Below are 14,633 nucleotides of genomic sequence, written 5' to 3' on the forward strand. Positions count from 1 at the left end.
GCAGCGTCAGATGTGTATAAGAGACAGGATCATGGATGACTGAGGGCTTGAATCATGCCGGGCCAAGCGGGCCGAATCCCAGATAACTGAGATTGGAAGAAGGTAACGGGGCTGGAAGCCTGGCTGGCGGGCCTGGTATTCCAAGTCAAAAATGCCTAGACGGTCCACAACAATGCTTGCTTTCGATGTGTGGATTTTCTCCATGGGTATTAATACGTTGAGTTCCGTGTGCCGATTCTTGATCCTTGTGGCCGCTTGCACAGTTGCCCTGCGAGGCCTAGTTTCGGCATCTGTAAGACTTTGCGATCAGGCGAACTACGCCCGAGGTTGCGAAAAGAGGGGATCGATTCTTTTCTTTAGAGTTGAGACGTTTCTTTGGGAGATGTATATGGATGCGAATCGAAGGATTCAGTTGGGTGCTATTGGTGTAATGGGGAGCGGGCTGTTGGCGTTGATTGGAATTGGAACTCCTTCTTCTTCGTACGCAGCTGCTTGCTCAGATTACAATACGGTCATGTGCGCCTGTCAGCCATGCCCCGCGCCACCGTCGGGATGCGCACTGGCGAACAATATTTGCAGTGCTTTATTCTCTTGCAACACCTCCGGGGCAGGAAGATTGTGTGTTTACACATCGGCTTGATGCGGATGTGGGTTTGATACACCAATGAATCGCGACGAATTGCTAACTGCCATTTTGGTTGGCTGCGCGTTGACCACGACCAGTGTGGTGGTATTTCGAGAGTTCCATACTGCATCAAACCGACCGGACCTAATTTTATCTGAGAAGCCAGCATACATTGATGGATGGAGGGACTACATGGCGAAGGGCGTCCGGATTGGGCCCTCAAATGCTCCTGTCCAGGTGATTGAGTTTGTGGACTTCGAGTGCCCCTCATGCGCTTCTTTTCTAAAGATACTGAAAGATCTCCGTGATCGATACCCAGCACAAATCGAAATTTCGGTAATTCACTACCCGCTACCGGGTCATCGCTTTGCAGAGCCAGCGGCGCGTGCCGCAGAATGCGCTGGAGAGCAAGGGAATTTTGAAGCGATGCATGATCTTCTGTTCGCCGAGCAGGGTCAGCTTGGACTGAAAGCGTGGGGTACGTTTGCCATCGAAGCTGGTGTTCAGGATTATGTGGCGTTTGAAGCATGCATGCAACGCCGTGATCCTGTGCCACGCGTCGTGGAAGGACATCAATTGGGCGATCAGTTGAGCATCCGCGGCACTCCCACCGTAGTAATAAATGGATGGCTTCTCTCTCGACCGCCCAGCTTGGACGAGTTTGATCGGATGGCGAAGTTGGTGCTCGCAGGTGGGGTGCCTGCTTTCTGATGACCATGCAAAGAGTTAGTCACCAGCCTTCTTTGAGGTATTTGGGTGCTTGCTCGGTCGCGGTTGTATGCATGGTTGCGTTGATGAACTGGGTGGAACTGGGCGAGTGAAGATTGGTTCGCAGTCGCGAGAAGGTAAAGGCGGGATGGGTTGCGCTAAGCGGCTTGTTGATTGGAGTGGGTGATCGAGTTCTTGCTGGCGACGCTCGGCGCTTCGGCAAAGGAATGGCACCGCTGGGCAGCGAGCGTGCATGTATCGCTGGCGAATTGGTCGGCCAAGCTTGGCTTTCCATAGTACCCATGAGTCATCCACCCGTTCGCTAAGTTGCTATGTGGCCAGGCACTCAAAGGCTCCAACTGCCACGGTCCAGTCCTATGCTTCGTGCGTTGTCGATGCCTTATAGGTGCGCTCGAATGTGCACGTCGTGGCCAAGCTGGATGAGTTGAGGACAAAGGGACTAAGTACCGCGAAGCCGAGGAATACCACGAAGCCGTCTTGAGAGGTTCATCACAACACCGGCGAGCCCATCGTGAACGGAAGATCTGCCGCGATTGACACGATTGCGGCATGTACTCGTCGTTCCGATGTTCATCATGGTGAGTTGACGGTGCAGGTGTCGCAACGACAACGAGGGCCAACGGAGGCGCAATTGCAGTGGCGCTACTCTGGCATCTTACGTAGCGTTGCTGAGTTCAACAGCCACTCACAGCCAGTAACTCGTTCAGTGAATACAACCACCTCCCTGACCGCGGGTCCAATCAGCCGTGGGTTGATCCAGCTAGCATTCCCGATCCTCTGCGCGAATATCTTGCAGTGCTTGAACGGTACCGTCAGTGCTTTCTGGGTCGGGCGCTTTCTGGGGGAGGCGGCGTTATCGGCTCTCACGAACGCGCAGTCGCTGATGATCCTTCTGACTGGCACTTCATTCGGCATCGCCACGGCCGCAACGATTCTGGTGGGGCAGCGCATGGGCGTCGCTGATGTCGCGGGTGCCAGGCGCGTCGTAGGCACGGGCGTGGTTGTCTTTTCAGCACTCTCGATCGCCTTGGCGGTACTGGGTCTCGCGTTCGCCGAGCCTTTGTTAATCATGATGAGGACGGCGCCCGAGGCTCTGGCGCTCGCTATTCCGTACCTGAGGGTGATGCTTCTCGCGCTGCCAAGCTTGTATTTACTGGCCTTTGTGATGTCGCTGCTACTCGGCATCGGAGATTCGAAGACGCCACTAAGATTCGTCGTGCTGTCAGTGTCCTTGGGGGCGGTTTTCACTCCGGCGTTCGTGCTCGGTGGGGCTGCCATTGCGGGCGCTGGCGTCGTTGGGGCCGCGGTCGCGAGTTGCACTGCTCAAGCCCTGTGCTTAGCAGCACTCCTGCGTTACTTGTACCGCCGGCGCCATCCGCTGTGTCTCACCCAGGAGGACGCCAAGAACCTTCGGGTCGACTGGTCCATCGCCCGCGAGCTTGTACGCAAGGGCATTCCGATGGGCGCGCAAGTGCTCGTGGTATCGCTGAGCTCGGTTCTGATGGTCGCTTTGGTGAATCGCTTTGGGGTAGAGACGACTGCGGCGTACGGCGCGCTGTTGCAGTTGTGGACTTACATTTTGATGCCGGCGCTCGCTATGGCCGCCGCCGTGTCGACCGTGGCGGCGCAGAATGTTGGTGCGAGAAACTGGAGGCGGGTCAAACATACGGCGCATCTGGGCATGGGATATAGCTTCGCGGTGACCGGGACGATCGTCGCCATTGTCTACGCGGCCGAGAGTCACGCGTACCGTCTCTTTCTGCCCGCGGGGTCGCCCGCACTGGATATCGCGAGTCACGTGAACAGCATCGTGACGTGGTCGCTGGCATTCATGAGCATCCCGCTAGTGCTGTTTGGTGTCATGCGCGCCGCGGGGGCCGTGATGGTGCCGCTCCTTGTGCACATCCTGTCTCTACTGTTCGTGCGATACCCGTTGGCCGCGCTCTTTTTGGATCGATGGCAGGCCGATGCTATCTGGTGGAGCTTCACGATCTCGGCAATGGTCGATGTCCTACTTGCGATTCTGTACTACCGATATGGAGGCTGGCACCGTACTGAAGGTGAACAATCATCCGTTCGATGATTCCGCCGCTCGCGTGAGTGAGAGGGTGGCTGGCGGGAACGAATTGCTAGCTCAGCAGCTTTTCGGGATGTCTTGCACGTCATTACTGTCAACAAGATGCGGCGCGGCAATGAATTACGTGCCGCCTGTCGTGCAAGCACACAGACCTGATGGAAGTGATAGCGGCCGTGCGATCGCTATCCGGACTTTCTTCCATGGACTGACTTGCGGGCGCATCTGGTGATATGTGTGAAGGTCTCAGGCAGCGCTCGCGAGCACGAGAGTGTCCTGATCGAGGGTTGTCTGGGGCAAGCTCTTGCTACCAGGTGCTTCCTCGTAGATTTCCTCGCTGGGAATGCCCATGTCCTTGGGATCTGCCAGGCCGATACTGACCCGCCGCTGATCGGTCGATCCCGACTGTCGCACGCTCGGGTTCAGTCCTAACTAACTCACCAACGCTGAGTTGATGGAAAGGACCGATGTTGCGAATAGCGACAATGAGGCTACGTCCTCGCCGAAAAGGCCCCGGCCGATGCAGACGCTGTGAGGTCGGCGTACGTGTGCGCCCGGTCCCGGGTTGACGGCCGATGTGCGCAGTGGTGATCCAATTTGTGGATCGATCTGTGTTGAGCGAATGAATCATCACGGGCTCACACAAAAATTTCTGACATTTCCCTGAGGCGAGTTGGGAAGCCAGGCCTCCACAACGTCAAAATGCCCCGGACACCCAACGCGCCAATCTCCCCCATGTGATTTCCGACAGTTGCCACCCCGCCCACGGAAGGATACGGTCCCCCGACGGACCCCACGGCAATGACGCCCCCCTCAGATTCCCCCACCGACACCTTCATCAAACTCTTCACCGAGAGTCGCCACCCCCTGCTTCGATACATCCGCCGCTTCGTGCGTTCCACGGAAACGGCAAAAGAAATCGTCCAGGAAGCCTTCCTCCGCACCTACCGCGACCGCGAGTCGATCGTGACCCCCCGGGCGTTTCTGTTTTCTACGGCGCGCAATCTCGCGGCGAACGAGATTCGTCATCGACGCACGGTGGAGCGCGACATACAGGCGAGCACTGATGAGTGGTGCATCGATGCTGAATACGAGTCCACCGAGTCTGGGCTGTTACGGGATGAGCGTAACCGGCTCATACAGCAAGCCATCGATCGGTTACCGCCGCAATGCCGGGCCGCATTCACGCTGCGCGTCTTTCACGAGTGCTCATACAAGGAGGTGGCTGACCAACTGGGCATCTCGGTGAAGACCGTCGAAAAGCATATCTCCCGCGGCTTACGCGAAACGAATCGCTATCTGAAAGTTCACTATGGCGCCACGCGGGGGCACCATGGGTGAGCTTCATCAATTGCCCGATCCGCAAGCCACCGAGCGAGAGGCCAGCGACTGGGTGGCCCGAATGAACGCTGACGATGTGACCGCTGCCGACCACGCGAGGTTGGAGGAGTGGCTGCGTGCGCATCCGTACAACGCGAAGGCCTATGCGGAGCTGACGGCGACCTGGGATGAGCTGCGTAAGAGTGGTCCGCTCGTTCGGGCGGTGCAGTTCGGCCAAGTGATGAATGCCGCCTCGGCGCAACCGACGCGTGTGCGACGCTGGCGTGCTGGCGTCTTGGCGGCGATGGTTGCAGCAATCGTGCTCGGCATGGCCTGGCACTTCTACCAACTCGAGGCGGATACCCGATTCCAAACGGCGATCGGTGAGCAGGTTGCGGTGATCTTGCCGGATGGCTCCTCGTTCAATCTCAATACCAACAGTCGGGTCGATGTCGACTACAGTCCAGCGAGCCGAGTGATTCATCTGAAACGCGGTGAAGCGTATTTCAACGTGGCTCACGATGCGCAGCGGCCGTTCTGGGTGCATGCGGGGGATCGTTGGGTGCGCGCGGTTGGCACGGCATTCAATGTCTACCTGCAGCCGGCTGGTGTGCAGGTCACGGTCAGCGAAGGCACGGTCAAGATGGTCGATGCGTCCGGCGGGCAGTCGCCGCCGTCGGATGCCTTCTATGCCAGATCGGCAGCCGCCGTGAGCGCAGGGGAGCAGGCGCACGCGCAGGGCAAGGCCGATGTGATTCGCGCCTTAAATGCGCAAGAGCTCAATCGATCGCTCGCCTGGCGACAAAAGAGCTTGTATTTCCACGATGAGCCGCTTGGTAACGTCGTCAACGAATTGATGCGATATACGCCGCTCAAGATCGAGGTACTCGACGCGCAGCTTCGTCAGTTGCCCGTTGGCGGTACCTTTCAGACGAGCCCCGAAGGCGCGGAGGCGCTGCTGAAGATGCTGGAAGATGGATTTGGCGCTCAGATCCGGCGGGTCGGTGCGGATCGTGTCACTATCGAAGGGCCTGCCGAATAGTGCAGATCGCGCTCTCACCCACAGTGTTGAAATCGAATGGGGGCTTTCAATTTCTTACGGGTCGTTATCACTGACGAGGTGGTGAGAATCATAAGACGCGATACGCCAAGGAGGGGGCATGAGAGCAACCAAGGGATTGGTCAGGTTGGCGATTCTGCAGGCGTTGGCCTGCGCATCGGGACTGCTGCTTGCGCCCCCAGGAAGGGCGAACGCAGATCCTGCACAGTTTGATATCGGCCGCGAGCCACTGCCGGAGGCACTGAGAAACTTCGCAGCCCAAGCGAAGATGCAACTGCTCTACCGCTACGATGTCGTCAGGAATGCAACAGCCAACCCGGTGACCGGGCACCTCGAGAAGCACGCGGCCCTGGAACAGATGTTGCGAGGAACGGGCTTGGTAGCCATCTACAGCGGCGAAAATACCGCGACCATTCGGCCCATTGCCATCGAGAAAACGCGCGCCGAGGCGGGAAGCCGCGACACCTCGAGCGACGCTCCACCACCAACTTCGTCCACGGCGCCCGGCAGCCATTCGGGCTATCTACGGCTTGCTCAGGCGCAAACCACGCAGATCCCGGAGCCACCACCGCCACCCGCGGCAAACGAAACCATCCAGGAAGTGGTCGTGACTGGCCTGCGCCAGTCGCTGGTCAATTCCATGACGATCAAGCGCGACTCGTTGGGAATTGTCGATGCCATCTCGCCGGAAGATATCGGCAAGCTTCCTGACACGAACCTCGCAGAGTCATTGCAGCGAATCACCGGCGTGTCGATCGATCGCTCGGGTGGTGAGGGCGCGTTCGTCACGGTGCGCGGCTTTGGACCGGAGTTCAATACCGTCCTGCTCAATGGGCGACAGATTGCGACCCCCACGGATCCCTCCCAGGCAAGCGGGCGATCCTTTTCGTTTGACACGCTGGCCTCGGAACTCATTGCAGGCGTCGAGGTATTCAAGTCATCGGTTGCGACTTTGCAATCCGGTGGTGTCGGCTCGGCCATCAACATCAAGACCGCGCGGCCCTTCGATTATCACGGGTTCAAATTCTCTGCGTCGGCGGATGTGAATTATGAGGACAATTCGGAGGAGACCTCGCCCGATGCAGCCTTTTTAATCAGCGATCGTTTCTTCGATGGGCGCCTGGGGATCCTCGCCTCGGGCAGCTATCAGCGGCGCCAGGATCGGCTCAATCAGGCGCAGACCGATGGCTGGATCGTCAATGGTGGAACACCGGCGGCGCAGATCAATGGGGGCGCCGGGGTTGCGGCCACGGCCTCAAATCCGCAAGCCAATCTGTTCGTCCCGCAGAACTTCGACACCAAGGTGACGTTTGAGGATCGCAAGCGCGTGGGCGGCACCTTGGTGCTGCAATACAAGGCCAATGACGATCTGACGATCACCGCGGACACGCTCTATTCGCGGTTCACCAATACGACCGATGCGCGTTCGTACGGCCATTGGTTCACGCCCTCGAACTTGACCAACGTCGTCACCGACGCCAACGGAACGGCGATCGATCTGACCCAAGGCGTCGGTATGGCCTCCGACTTTCACGACAAGGCGTTTGATAAGCGGACGCGTCTAGCCGCATCCGGCTTGAATGCCGAATGGAAGATCTCAGATCGCATGACGCTCAATTTGGACGGCAGCTTCTCGCGAGCGAAGGAAGACCCGAACGGCGGTGCGGAAAGCGAGCTTGCGTTGCTCGGTTACACCGGACAAACGATCCGGTATCAATCTGACGGGGCAATCCTGCCGTACACCACCGGCTTCGTGAGACCAACGAGTGGTCCGAATGCCGGTGTCGCAGGCGGCAACGAGCCCCTGTTCCAGCACGTGATGCTCTATCGCGGCTATGGCGTCGATGACAAAGTGACCCAGCTGCGTGCCGACCTCGACATCGCGGGCGATGATGCGAGTGAGGGACTGACGAGCTTGCGTTTAGGCGGCTTGTTTTCCCGTGACAAGAAGGACACCGCGCTCTACTCAAATGACGGTGGCACGGGCTGTACGACGTGCGGCTATAACAACGCAGCGCCCGCGAGTGTGCCGATCGGGGTATTCAATGCCGGCAGCGGCTTGCTGTCGGGGATCAGCGGCGCGAATCGGCTGACCACCCAATGGCTCACCTTCGATGGACAGTCTCTGTTCGATGCGATCACACGCGAGCAACAGGCCATCACACCCGGCTTTACCTTCGCGCCGCCCAAAGTGAACGATTCGCTCGTGGAGGAGAAAGTCTACGGCGGCTATCTGCAAGCCGTGTTCGCAGGCAGCCTGGGTGGTCGATCCTTCAGTAGCGTCGTGGGTGTGCGGGTGGAGAATACGCAGGCGGATATCAGTGGGCTTGCGACCAATTTCGTGGCGCTGACGAGGCTTGCCAACGATGCCACCCAATATGGCGTGTCGACGGCCGGCACCGCCACGCTATCGAAATCCAATCACTACACGGACATCTTGCCCAACCTGTCGTTCAAGTGGGCACTGACGCAGGACATTACCGCGCGCTTTGCCGCAAGCAAGACGATGACGCGCCCGACGCTCGAGCAGCTCTCACCGGTCACGACGCTCGTCACATTGCGGCCTGGCAACTTCGCGGCGGCGAGCGGCACCCCCGATCTTGCGCCGTTTCGATCCGACAACCTCGATCTGTCGGTCGAATACTATTACGGGCATGCCAACTTCATCTCGGTCGGTGTGTACTACAAGGACGTGAGCAACTTCATCGTCCTGAATCAAACGACGGGTGTGGTGAACAATGGCGCCGGGACGCCGCTGCTGGATCCTGCGACCGGAGAACCGGCGCAATTCACCATCACGGCGCCCACGAACGGAGAAAGCGCGCAGGTGTATGGCCTGGAAGCCGGGATCCAGCAATCGTTCGGCGACAGCGGCTTTGGCGTCCAGTTGAACGGCACGTTCGCGCACAGTAACAAGGACTTGGACCCGCAGGATCTGACCAACAAATTCGCGCTCACCGGGCTGTCAAACTCGGCCAACGGGGTATTGTTCTACGACAATCAGAGTACGTTCGAGGCCCGGATGGCACTGAACTGGCGTGAAAACTTTCTGCAATATCTCTCACCGCCACCGTTGAACGGGGCCGGACAGGCCGTCACGCAGGTCGGCAGCCGCTATCAGCTCGATGCGAGCGCGACCTATCACTTCAACGATACCTTTGGGGTGTTCATCGAAGGCGTGAATCTGACCAACCGACCCATCTTGAAGTACGCTTACTACGAGAATCAGTTTCTCTATGCGGAGGACAGCGGACGCCGATATAAGATCGGCGTTCGGGCGCAGTTCTGAAGAGAAGTCATGGAACGTCCGGTTCGATCGATATGCATCGTCGGCGGCGGAACAGCCGGATGGCTGACCGCCGCCATCATTGCGGCTCGGCACGTGATGGGCCCCGGCCAGGGGATCGAGATCACCCTGGTTGAAAGCGAGACGATCGGCATCATCGGTGTGGGGGAGGGCACCTGGCCGACCATGCGCTCGACGTTGAAGAAGGTGGGCATCTCCGAGACGGACTTCTTCCGAGAATGTAACGCCTCGTTCAAGCACGGCGCGAAGTTCGCGCGATGGGTGACGGGCCACGCGTCCGACTTCTACTACCATCCGTTGATGTTGCCGGAGGGTTTTCCGAGCTTTGATCTCGCGCCCTATTGGATGAAAGCGTCGGAAGCGCAGGGCAATGCTCCTTCGTTCTCCAACGCAGTGTGTTTTCAGGAAGCGGTGTGTGAGTTGGGTCTTGCGCCAAAATTGATCACCACACCTGAATATGCCGGGGTCGTCAATTACGCCTATCACCTGGACGCCGGGCGGTTCGCCGCGTTCCTACGCGATCACTGTGTCAAAAACCTTGGCGTGCGCCACATCGTTGATGATGTGACCGAGGTCGTGAGATCCGACACCGGCGACATCGAGTCTGTGCAAACCCGCAAGTCCGGCCGTCTCACCGGTGACCTCTTCATCGACGCGTCCGGATTCCGGTCGTTGTTGTTGGGTGAGGCGATGGGCGTGCCGTACGTCTCTCGCAGCGATGTTCTCTTCATTGATCGGGCGCTCGCTGTGCAGGTGCCCTATGACGACCCACAAAGCGACATCGTCCCGTACACCGTGTCGACCGCCCAGAGGCATGGCTGGATCTGGGACATCGGGCTACAAAGCCGGCGCGGCGTGGGGTACGTCTACTCGAGCAATCACACGACGGACGAAGCTGCCCTTAGCGAGTTGCGCGCTTATGTAGGGGACAGGCATCGCAATGTGCAACCCAGACAGATCAAGATCGCTTGCGGGCATCGTCAGACGTTCTGGAAGGGAAATTGCGTCGCCGTGGGTCTCGCAGGCGGGTTCTTGGAGCCGCTCGAAGCGTCAGCGCTCGTGCTGATCGAGCTATCGGCGGAGCTGATCAGCACGATGCTGCCGGCGACGCGTGAAACGATGGACATCGTCGCCCGTCGATACAATCAAACCACGCAGTATCGCTGGGATCGGATCATCGACTTTCTTAAGCTCCACTACATCTTGAGTCAACGCACCGATTCCAAATTCTGGATCGACAATCGCGATCCTGCGAGCATTCCGGAGAGCCTGAAGGAGCAGATGGCGCTGTGGCGCTATCGAGCACCGGGGGATCAGGATTTCAGCAGCAACTGCGAGATGTTTCCGGCCGCAAGCTACCAGTATGTGCTGTTTGGGATGGGCTTCAGGACGGATATGCGCCAGCAGGGGTTGGATCGGGACATCGGCGGTGCGAGGCGCGCGTTCGCGCAGAACGAAACACTCAAGGCAAGATGGACCAAGACACTGCCGAGGAATCGCGACCTGATCGACAAGATCAAAACGCTCGGCCTGCAGAAGATCTAGCAATTGCGCGATCGCGAACAGGGGACGTATGCATCTAGTCGAGCTATCGCGCAGCGAACACGGGCAACTGCGCATCTGCGCAGATCGGGTGGAGGTGGGGTCAGCCCGCCAACACCTGATCCCGATCGTCGTCGCGGAATTCCGTAAAGCCGCGATTCAATATCCGATCGTGTTTGCGAAACATCCCGACACCGGGCGGTTCGCTCCCTACGTGCTGAGTGGCTTGGGGCTCGAAGAGAATCTGTTCTGGACGGGAACGCAGCTCGACGTGGCGTATGTACCGCTGAACGTACGGCGACAGCCCTTTTACGTGGGGCTCGACGATGCGCCAGAGGCTGCCGGCGCAAATGTCCTATGCATCGATCTCGATCATCCCTGTGTGGACAGCTCGGGCACCCGAACGATCGTGAATGCCGATGGGAGCGACTCTGCGTATCTCAAGGAGATGTTGGCCATCCTTGGTGAACTGGTCGCGGGAAAAACAGCGACTGAGCAATTCATCGCGGCGGTGCTGTCCTTGGATCTGCTTGCGCCCCTCATGCTGGACATCGTGTTGGATGATGGAACGCCGCTGCAAGTCCAGGGGCTTTACGGTCTCGATGAGGAAAAATTCAGGCAGCTCGAACCCGCGGAAATCACAAGACTATGGCAGGCGGGCGACCTCGACCTGCTGTACGCCGTGATGATCTCCACCGGGCAAATCTTCAACCTCATTCGGCTCAAAAATCAGCGCATCACCCTGGCTCGCGCGTGGCAGGGTAACGCAAGCTAGGATCGGAACCGGGATTGTCAATGGACGACGGAGCGCACGATACGACGGTCTTCGCGTTCAATCCCAATGCACACGTCGAGCTGGTGAGCATCGGTCGGCGTGGCATCAAGGTGTGCGTGATCGATGACGTTCTACGCGATCCCGAGGGCGTGGCTGCCTTGGGCTTTGCCCAGTCGTACGCCGAGGACAGCAGCAATCTATATCCCGGCTTGCGGGCTGCGATGCCTGAGCGCTTCTCGAGCGCGTTCCGCGCCTGGCTGACGCCAATGCTTCAACGTCACGGGGTGTTGGAGCGTAACCAGACCATCTGTCGCGATACGAGTTTCTTCTCCGTCGTGACCACGGCGAGCGAAGACTTACTGCCGATCCAATGTATTCCCCACTATGACTCAAAAGACCCCAATCTGTTCGCGGCGGTGATCTATCTATGCGGCGCGAGGTTTTCCGGAACCGCGTTCTACAGACATAGAAGAACGGGCTATGAAGAAATAACCGAGGACAACGTCAGCAACTACAAGATTGCGCTCAACAGTGATCTGCGGACGCATGGAGCCCCGAAGAGGGACTATATCAATGGAGATACGTTGCTGTTTGAGACGATCTTTTCGACTGAGTTGCAGTTCAATCGCGCAATTGTCTATCCGGCGAGGATTCTTCACGCGGCGAAGATCGACTCGCAGTTCCATCGCCCGAAAGATCGGAGCGAGTGGCGTCTAACCGTGACGGCATTGCTGCTGTCGGCGTCGGTCGATCGTATTACATAGAGCGACGTGTTCGGATTGCCTGTCGCCGTGAAGGAACACGTGTGGTCAGGGGTCATCCGGCTAATCCAACAAGTCTCCACTATGAATCGTGATTGAGAATGATACTACTTTCCGTGTTCACCGCAGCGGCGGCGACATGGGGGCGTAATTGCACCGGCTTGAGGCATAAGAATGAAAGACGAACGGAGCGGGACACCTGATCGCTTGCGCCAAACGCTCTCGAGCCTGATGCGTCAGCTGTGGCGCGGCCGCTGGCGATCAAGAACAAAAGATCGAGGGCCGAGGTACGACAAAGGCTCCACATGTCCGGCGCCGCTGTCCTATGCGACTCGAAGGTCCTCGGCCAAGGTCATCAATCTCAGGGACCGACGAGGCGCGCTGTCGAAGGGCACAGAACCATCCAGCAGGCCACTGACCGAACAGCTTCCCGAGGAGGGTGAGCACAAGCTGATCGATGAGTCGACTCAAACGCTCGTGACGCATGGCTCAGTGGTCGCAACGGCGGTGATTCTCGTGGCGGTGGTCTGCTTGTGGTGGTTCGACATGCCGTCTTCGGATACAGGCGGCACGATACAGACTGTCGGTGAGATGAAGAGATACACACTGCATGGGGGCGTCGTGGCCTCGCTGAAAGAGGGGGCGACGCTTCGGGTCGATGGACGCGATCAGCACGGGCATGCGCACTTGGTGGAAGGCGAGGCGACCTTCGATGTGCCTGCGCTGGATGAACCGTTTGAACTGTCCACGTATCTTGCGACCGCAACGACCTCCGTGCCTTCGAAGTTCACGGCGAGGGTCAACATGGGCGTCGAGTTCGAGGTTCATACAGGCGAGGTCGCGATCAGGCCGGCAGGGACGAAGAATCATGAGCATGTGATCAAGGCGGGGAAGACTTTTCGCCTCGTGGATGGATTGGCTGTCGCCAGCGAGAGGGGAGATGAGCTCGGTCCCGCGGCGGGCAGCAGCGCTCAAGATGCGCTCTAGCGTCGAGCCTCGTCATCCCAAACGTAGCGATGTGCAGCGTGCAAAATTGGCACAGGGGAGATGCAGCAGGGTTTAGCGGTCACTGAACTAGCCGCGTCGAACGGCATCGATGCGCGCACAGCCAGCGGCAGCTTCGTTGAGATTTCTCCAGGTGTACGATTATCTTGGTCACACCCCTCAAGCAGCAGGAATTCCTGAGAGTTTACGAAGGCTACGTTCAGTCCATTCTGAAGCCTACGGAAACGGAGTTACGCGAGTTCTTCACTCGGTGGAAGCAACCGGTCGCATGGGCAAACCAGGTGAGCTCGAGCCGGATGCCTGCTCCGTCGCCGATCAAGCGAACTGTGACGCGAATCAAGCGTCCGGAAAGCGTCGTCGACAAGATCATTCGCAAGCCATCCTCGTTTCCGCATGGCCTGGCTCAAGACAGCATCAGGCGCATGCATGACGCGCTTGGGGCACGGATCGTCGTCTATTTTCTCTCGAACTTGCCGATGGTCGATCGGGCGTTACGCACCAGCGAAAGCCTCGAGATATCGGCGTCCGATCCGCCCGTCGCATACCTCAGTGGGGAGCTGTTGGAGCGCTTCGGGCTGAAGCATATCCCGCAGCAAACGAAGGACAGTGGCTATGCATCGATTCACTATGTGGTGCGACTGAGGTCCTCGAGCATTCCAATAGAGGATCGCCCGTGGTTCGAGGTTCAGGTACGAACGCTCGCCGAAGATGTTTGGGGCGATATTGAGCACCTGCTTGGGTACAAACCAAACAAACATACCTCTTTTGCGGTCCGCAAGCAGTTTCAGATCATCAGTTCCCAGCTGACTGCCATCGATGAGCATTTCAACTTGCTCTACGAAGAGCTCGCGAGGTTCCAGGAGCAGGCGACTTATCGAGATTTGGATCCGCTCAATGCTGAGAATCTTCCCCCGGTGCTGAGCGAGCTGGGGATCAGCTGTGCACAGAGGGAAATTGACGGACTGCTAAAACTGCTCAACAGCAGAAGGCTCAATACCATTGGCGAGCTCAGAGATCGAGCGAAGGCTCGCTCGATCGCCATCATTCGGGAGGTTTTCCAAGAGCTCGAGGAGCGTGCACCAACAAACTTCGAGGTCGTTGCCGGCATCGCTGCTATTGATGGCTCCGATCGCGAGCAGGACATCCGGGCGGCGGTCGCAACGCAGTTGCAATTCCTGCGGGCCTGGGAGGAGTTGCGGCCGAACGGACCCAATGGTTCTTGAGGGTGTTCGCTCGGCATTGCTACAGATGCTGCGGAGCGACAGCCATCGTCGCAGGACGTTGTTCGCTAACTTGCAACATTAGATGCTCATGCATCACAGAGTTTGATATGAGAAGTTCTGGACAGCGGTTCGCGTGGTCAGTACGCTCGCTAGCAAACATTGATCTAGATGAGCATTACAATAACAAGGAAGACGCCATGCGAAGAGGCGGA

General features: G+C 58.3%; 11 protein-coding genes. 10 read left to right on the forward strand and 1 reads right to left on the reverse strand.

Annotated elements, in window-relative coordinates; genetic code table 11:
- Positions 1-664: 664 nt before the first annotated feature.
- Positions 665-1,336, forward strand: coding sequence for a DsbA family protein (locus D0550_RS25085; protein ID WP_116811947.1), 672 nt, complete (start codon positions 665-667; stop codon positions 1,334-1,336).
- 724 nt (positions 1,337-2,060) lie between these two features.
- Entirely contained in the window at positions 2,061-3,437 is a 1,377-nt protein-coding gene (locus D0550_RS25090; RefSeq protein WP_275129284.1) for an MATE family efflux transporter, read from the forward strand.
- 237 nt (positions 3,438-3,674) lie between these two features.
- Here the strand turns inward: D0550_RS25090 and D0550_RS35020 are convergent, their stop codons facing one another.
- Positions 3,675-3,842, reverse strand: a complete 168-nt coding sequence (locus D0550_RS35020; RefSeq protein WP_161966039.1) for a hypothetical protein — start codon at positions 3,840-3,842, stop codon at positions 3,675-3,677.
- A gap of 387 nt (positions 3,843-4,229) precedes the next feature.
- Between D0550_RS35020 and D0550_RS25095 the strand changes: the two genes are divergently transcribed.
- The 8 genes from D0550_RS25095 to D0550_RS25130 all read left to right on the forward strand — a co-directional run bounded on the left by D0550_RS25095 (position 4,230) and on the right by D0550_RS25130 (position 14,421).
- On the forward strand, positions 4,230-4,769 hold the full coding sequence (locus tag D0550_RS25095) for an RNA polymerase sigma-70 factor (RefSeq protein ID WP_116811949.1): 540 nt from the start codon (positions 4,230-4,232) through the stop codon (positions 4,767-4,769).
- A complete protein-coding gene (locus D0550_RS25100; protein WP_161966040.1) occupies positions 4,762-5,790 on the forward strand; it encodes a FecR family protein in 1,029 nt (342 codons plus the stop codon). Before D0550_RS25095 ends, D0550_RS25100 begins: the two co-directional genes overlap by 8 nt.
- Positions 5,791-5,908: 118 nt before the next feature.
- Complete coding sequence (locus D0550_RS25105; RefSeq protein ID WP_206606529.1) at positions 5,909-9,097, forward strand: TonB-dependent receptor; 3,189 nt, start codon at positions 5,909-5,911, stop codon at positions 9,095-9,097.
- 9 nt (positions 9,098-9,106) lie between these two features.
- Positions 9,107-10,660 (forward strand): tryptophan halogenase family protein, encoded by a 1,554-nt coding sequence (locus D0550_RS25110; RefSeq protein WP_116811951.1) that lies wholly within the window; start codon positions 9,107-9,109, stop codon positions 10,658-10,660.
- A gap of 28 nt (positions 10,661-10,688) precedes the next feature.
- Positions 10,689-11,432, forward strand: a complete 744-nt coding sequence (locus tag D0550_RS25115; RefSeq protein WP_116811952.1) for a SapC family protein — start codon at positions 10,689-10,691, stop codon at positions 11,430-11,432.
- Positions 11,433-11,452: 20 nt separating this feature from the next.
- Positions 11,453-12,196 (forward strand): DUF6445 family protein, encoded by a 744-nt coding sequence (locus D0550_RS25120; protein WP_116811953.1) that lies wholly within the window; start codon positions 11,453-11,455, stop codon positions 12,194-12,196.
- A 171-nt stretch (positions 12,197-12,367) separates the two neighbouring features.
- Positions 12,368-13,180 carry a FecR family protein gene (locus D0550_RS25125; RefSeq protein WP_116811954.1) on the forward strand — a complete coding sequence of 271 codons (813 nt, stop codon included), beginning with the start codon at positions 12,368-12,370 and terminating at the stop codon, positions 13,178-13,180.
- 314 nt (positions 13,181-13,494) lie between these two features.
- Positions 13,495-14,421, forward strand: a complete 927-nt coding sequence (locus tag D0550_RS25130) for a GTP pyrophosphokinase (RefSeq protein ID WP_241520922.1) — start codon at positions 13,495-13,497, stop codon at positions 14,419-14,421.
- The last annotated feature ends 212 nt before the right edge of the window (positions 14,422-14,633 follow it).

Source organism: Steroidobacter cummioxidans (assembly GCF_003104955.1).

Excerpts from the sequence above, each read along its gene's own strand:
- D0550_RS25095 (WP_116811949.1), top strand. The coding sequence starts at position 4,230 with ATGACGCCCCCCTCAGATTCCCCCACCGACACCTTCATCAAACTCTTC.
- D0550_RS25105 (WP_206606529.1), top strand. The coding sequence starts at position 5,909 with ATGAGAGCAACCAAGGGATTGGTCAGGTTGGCGATTCTGCAGGCGTTG.
- D0550_RS25120 (WP_116811953.1), top strand. The coding sequence starts at position 11,453 with ATGGACGACGGAGCGCACGATACGACGGTCTTCGCGTTCAATCCCAAT.
- D0550_RS25100 (WP_161966040.1), top strand. The coding sequence starts at position 4,762 with ATGGGTGAGCTTCATCAATTGCCCGATCCGCAAGCCACCGAGCGAGAG.
- D0550_RS25115 (WP_116811952.1), top strand. The coding sequence starts at position 10,689 with ATGCATCTAGTCGAGCTATCGCGCAGCGAACACGGGCAACTGCGCATC.
- D0550_RS25085 (WP_116811947.1), top strand. The coding sequence starts at position 665 with ATGAATCGCGACGAATTGCTAACTGCCATTTTGGTTGGCTGCGCGTTG.
- D0550_RS25110 (WP_116811951.1), top strand. The coding sequence starts at position 9,107 with ATGGAACGTCCGGTTCGATCGATATGCATCGTCGGCGGCGGAACAGCC.
- D0550_RS25125 (WP_116811954.1), top strand. The coding sequence starts at position 12,368 with ATGAAAGACGAACGGAGCGGGACACCTGATCGCTTGCGCCAAACGCTC.
- D0550_RS25130 (WP_241520922.1), top strand. The coding sequence starts at position 13,495 with ATGCCTGCTCCGTCGCCGATCAAGCGAACTGTGACGCGAATCAAGCGT.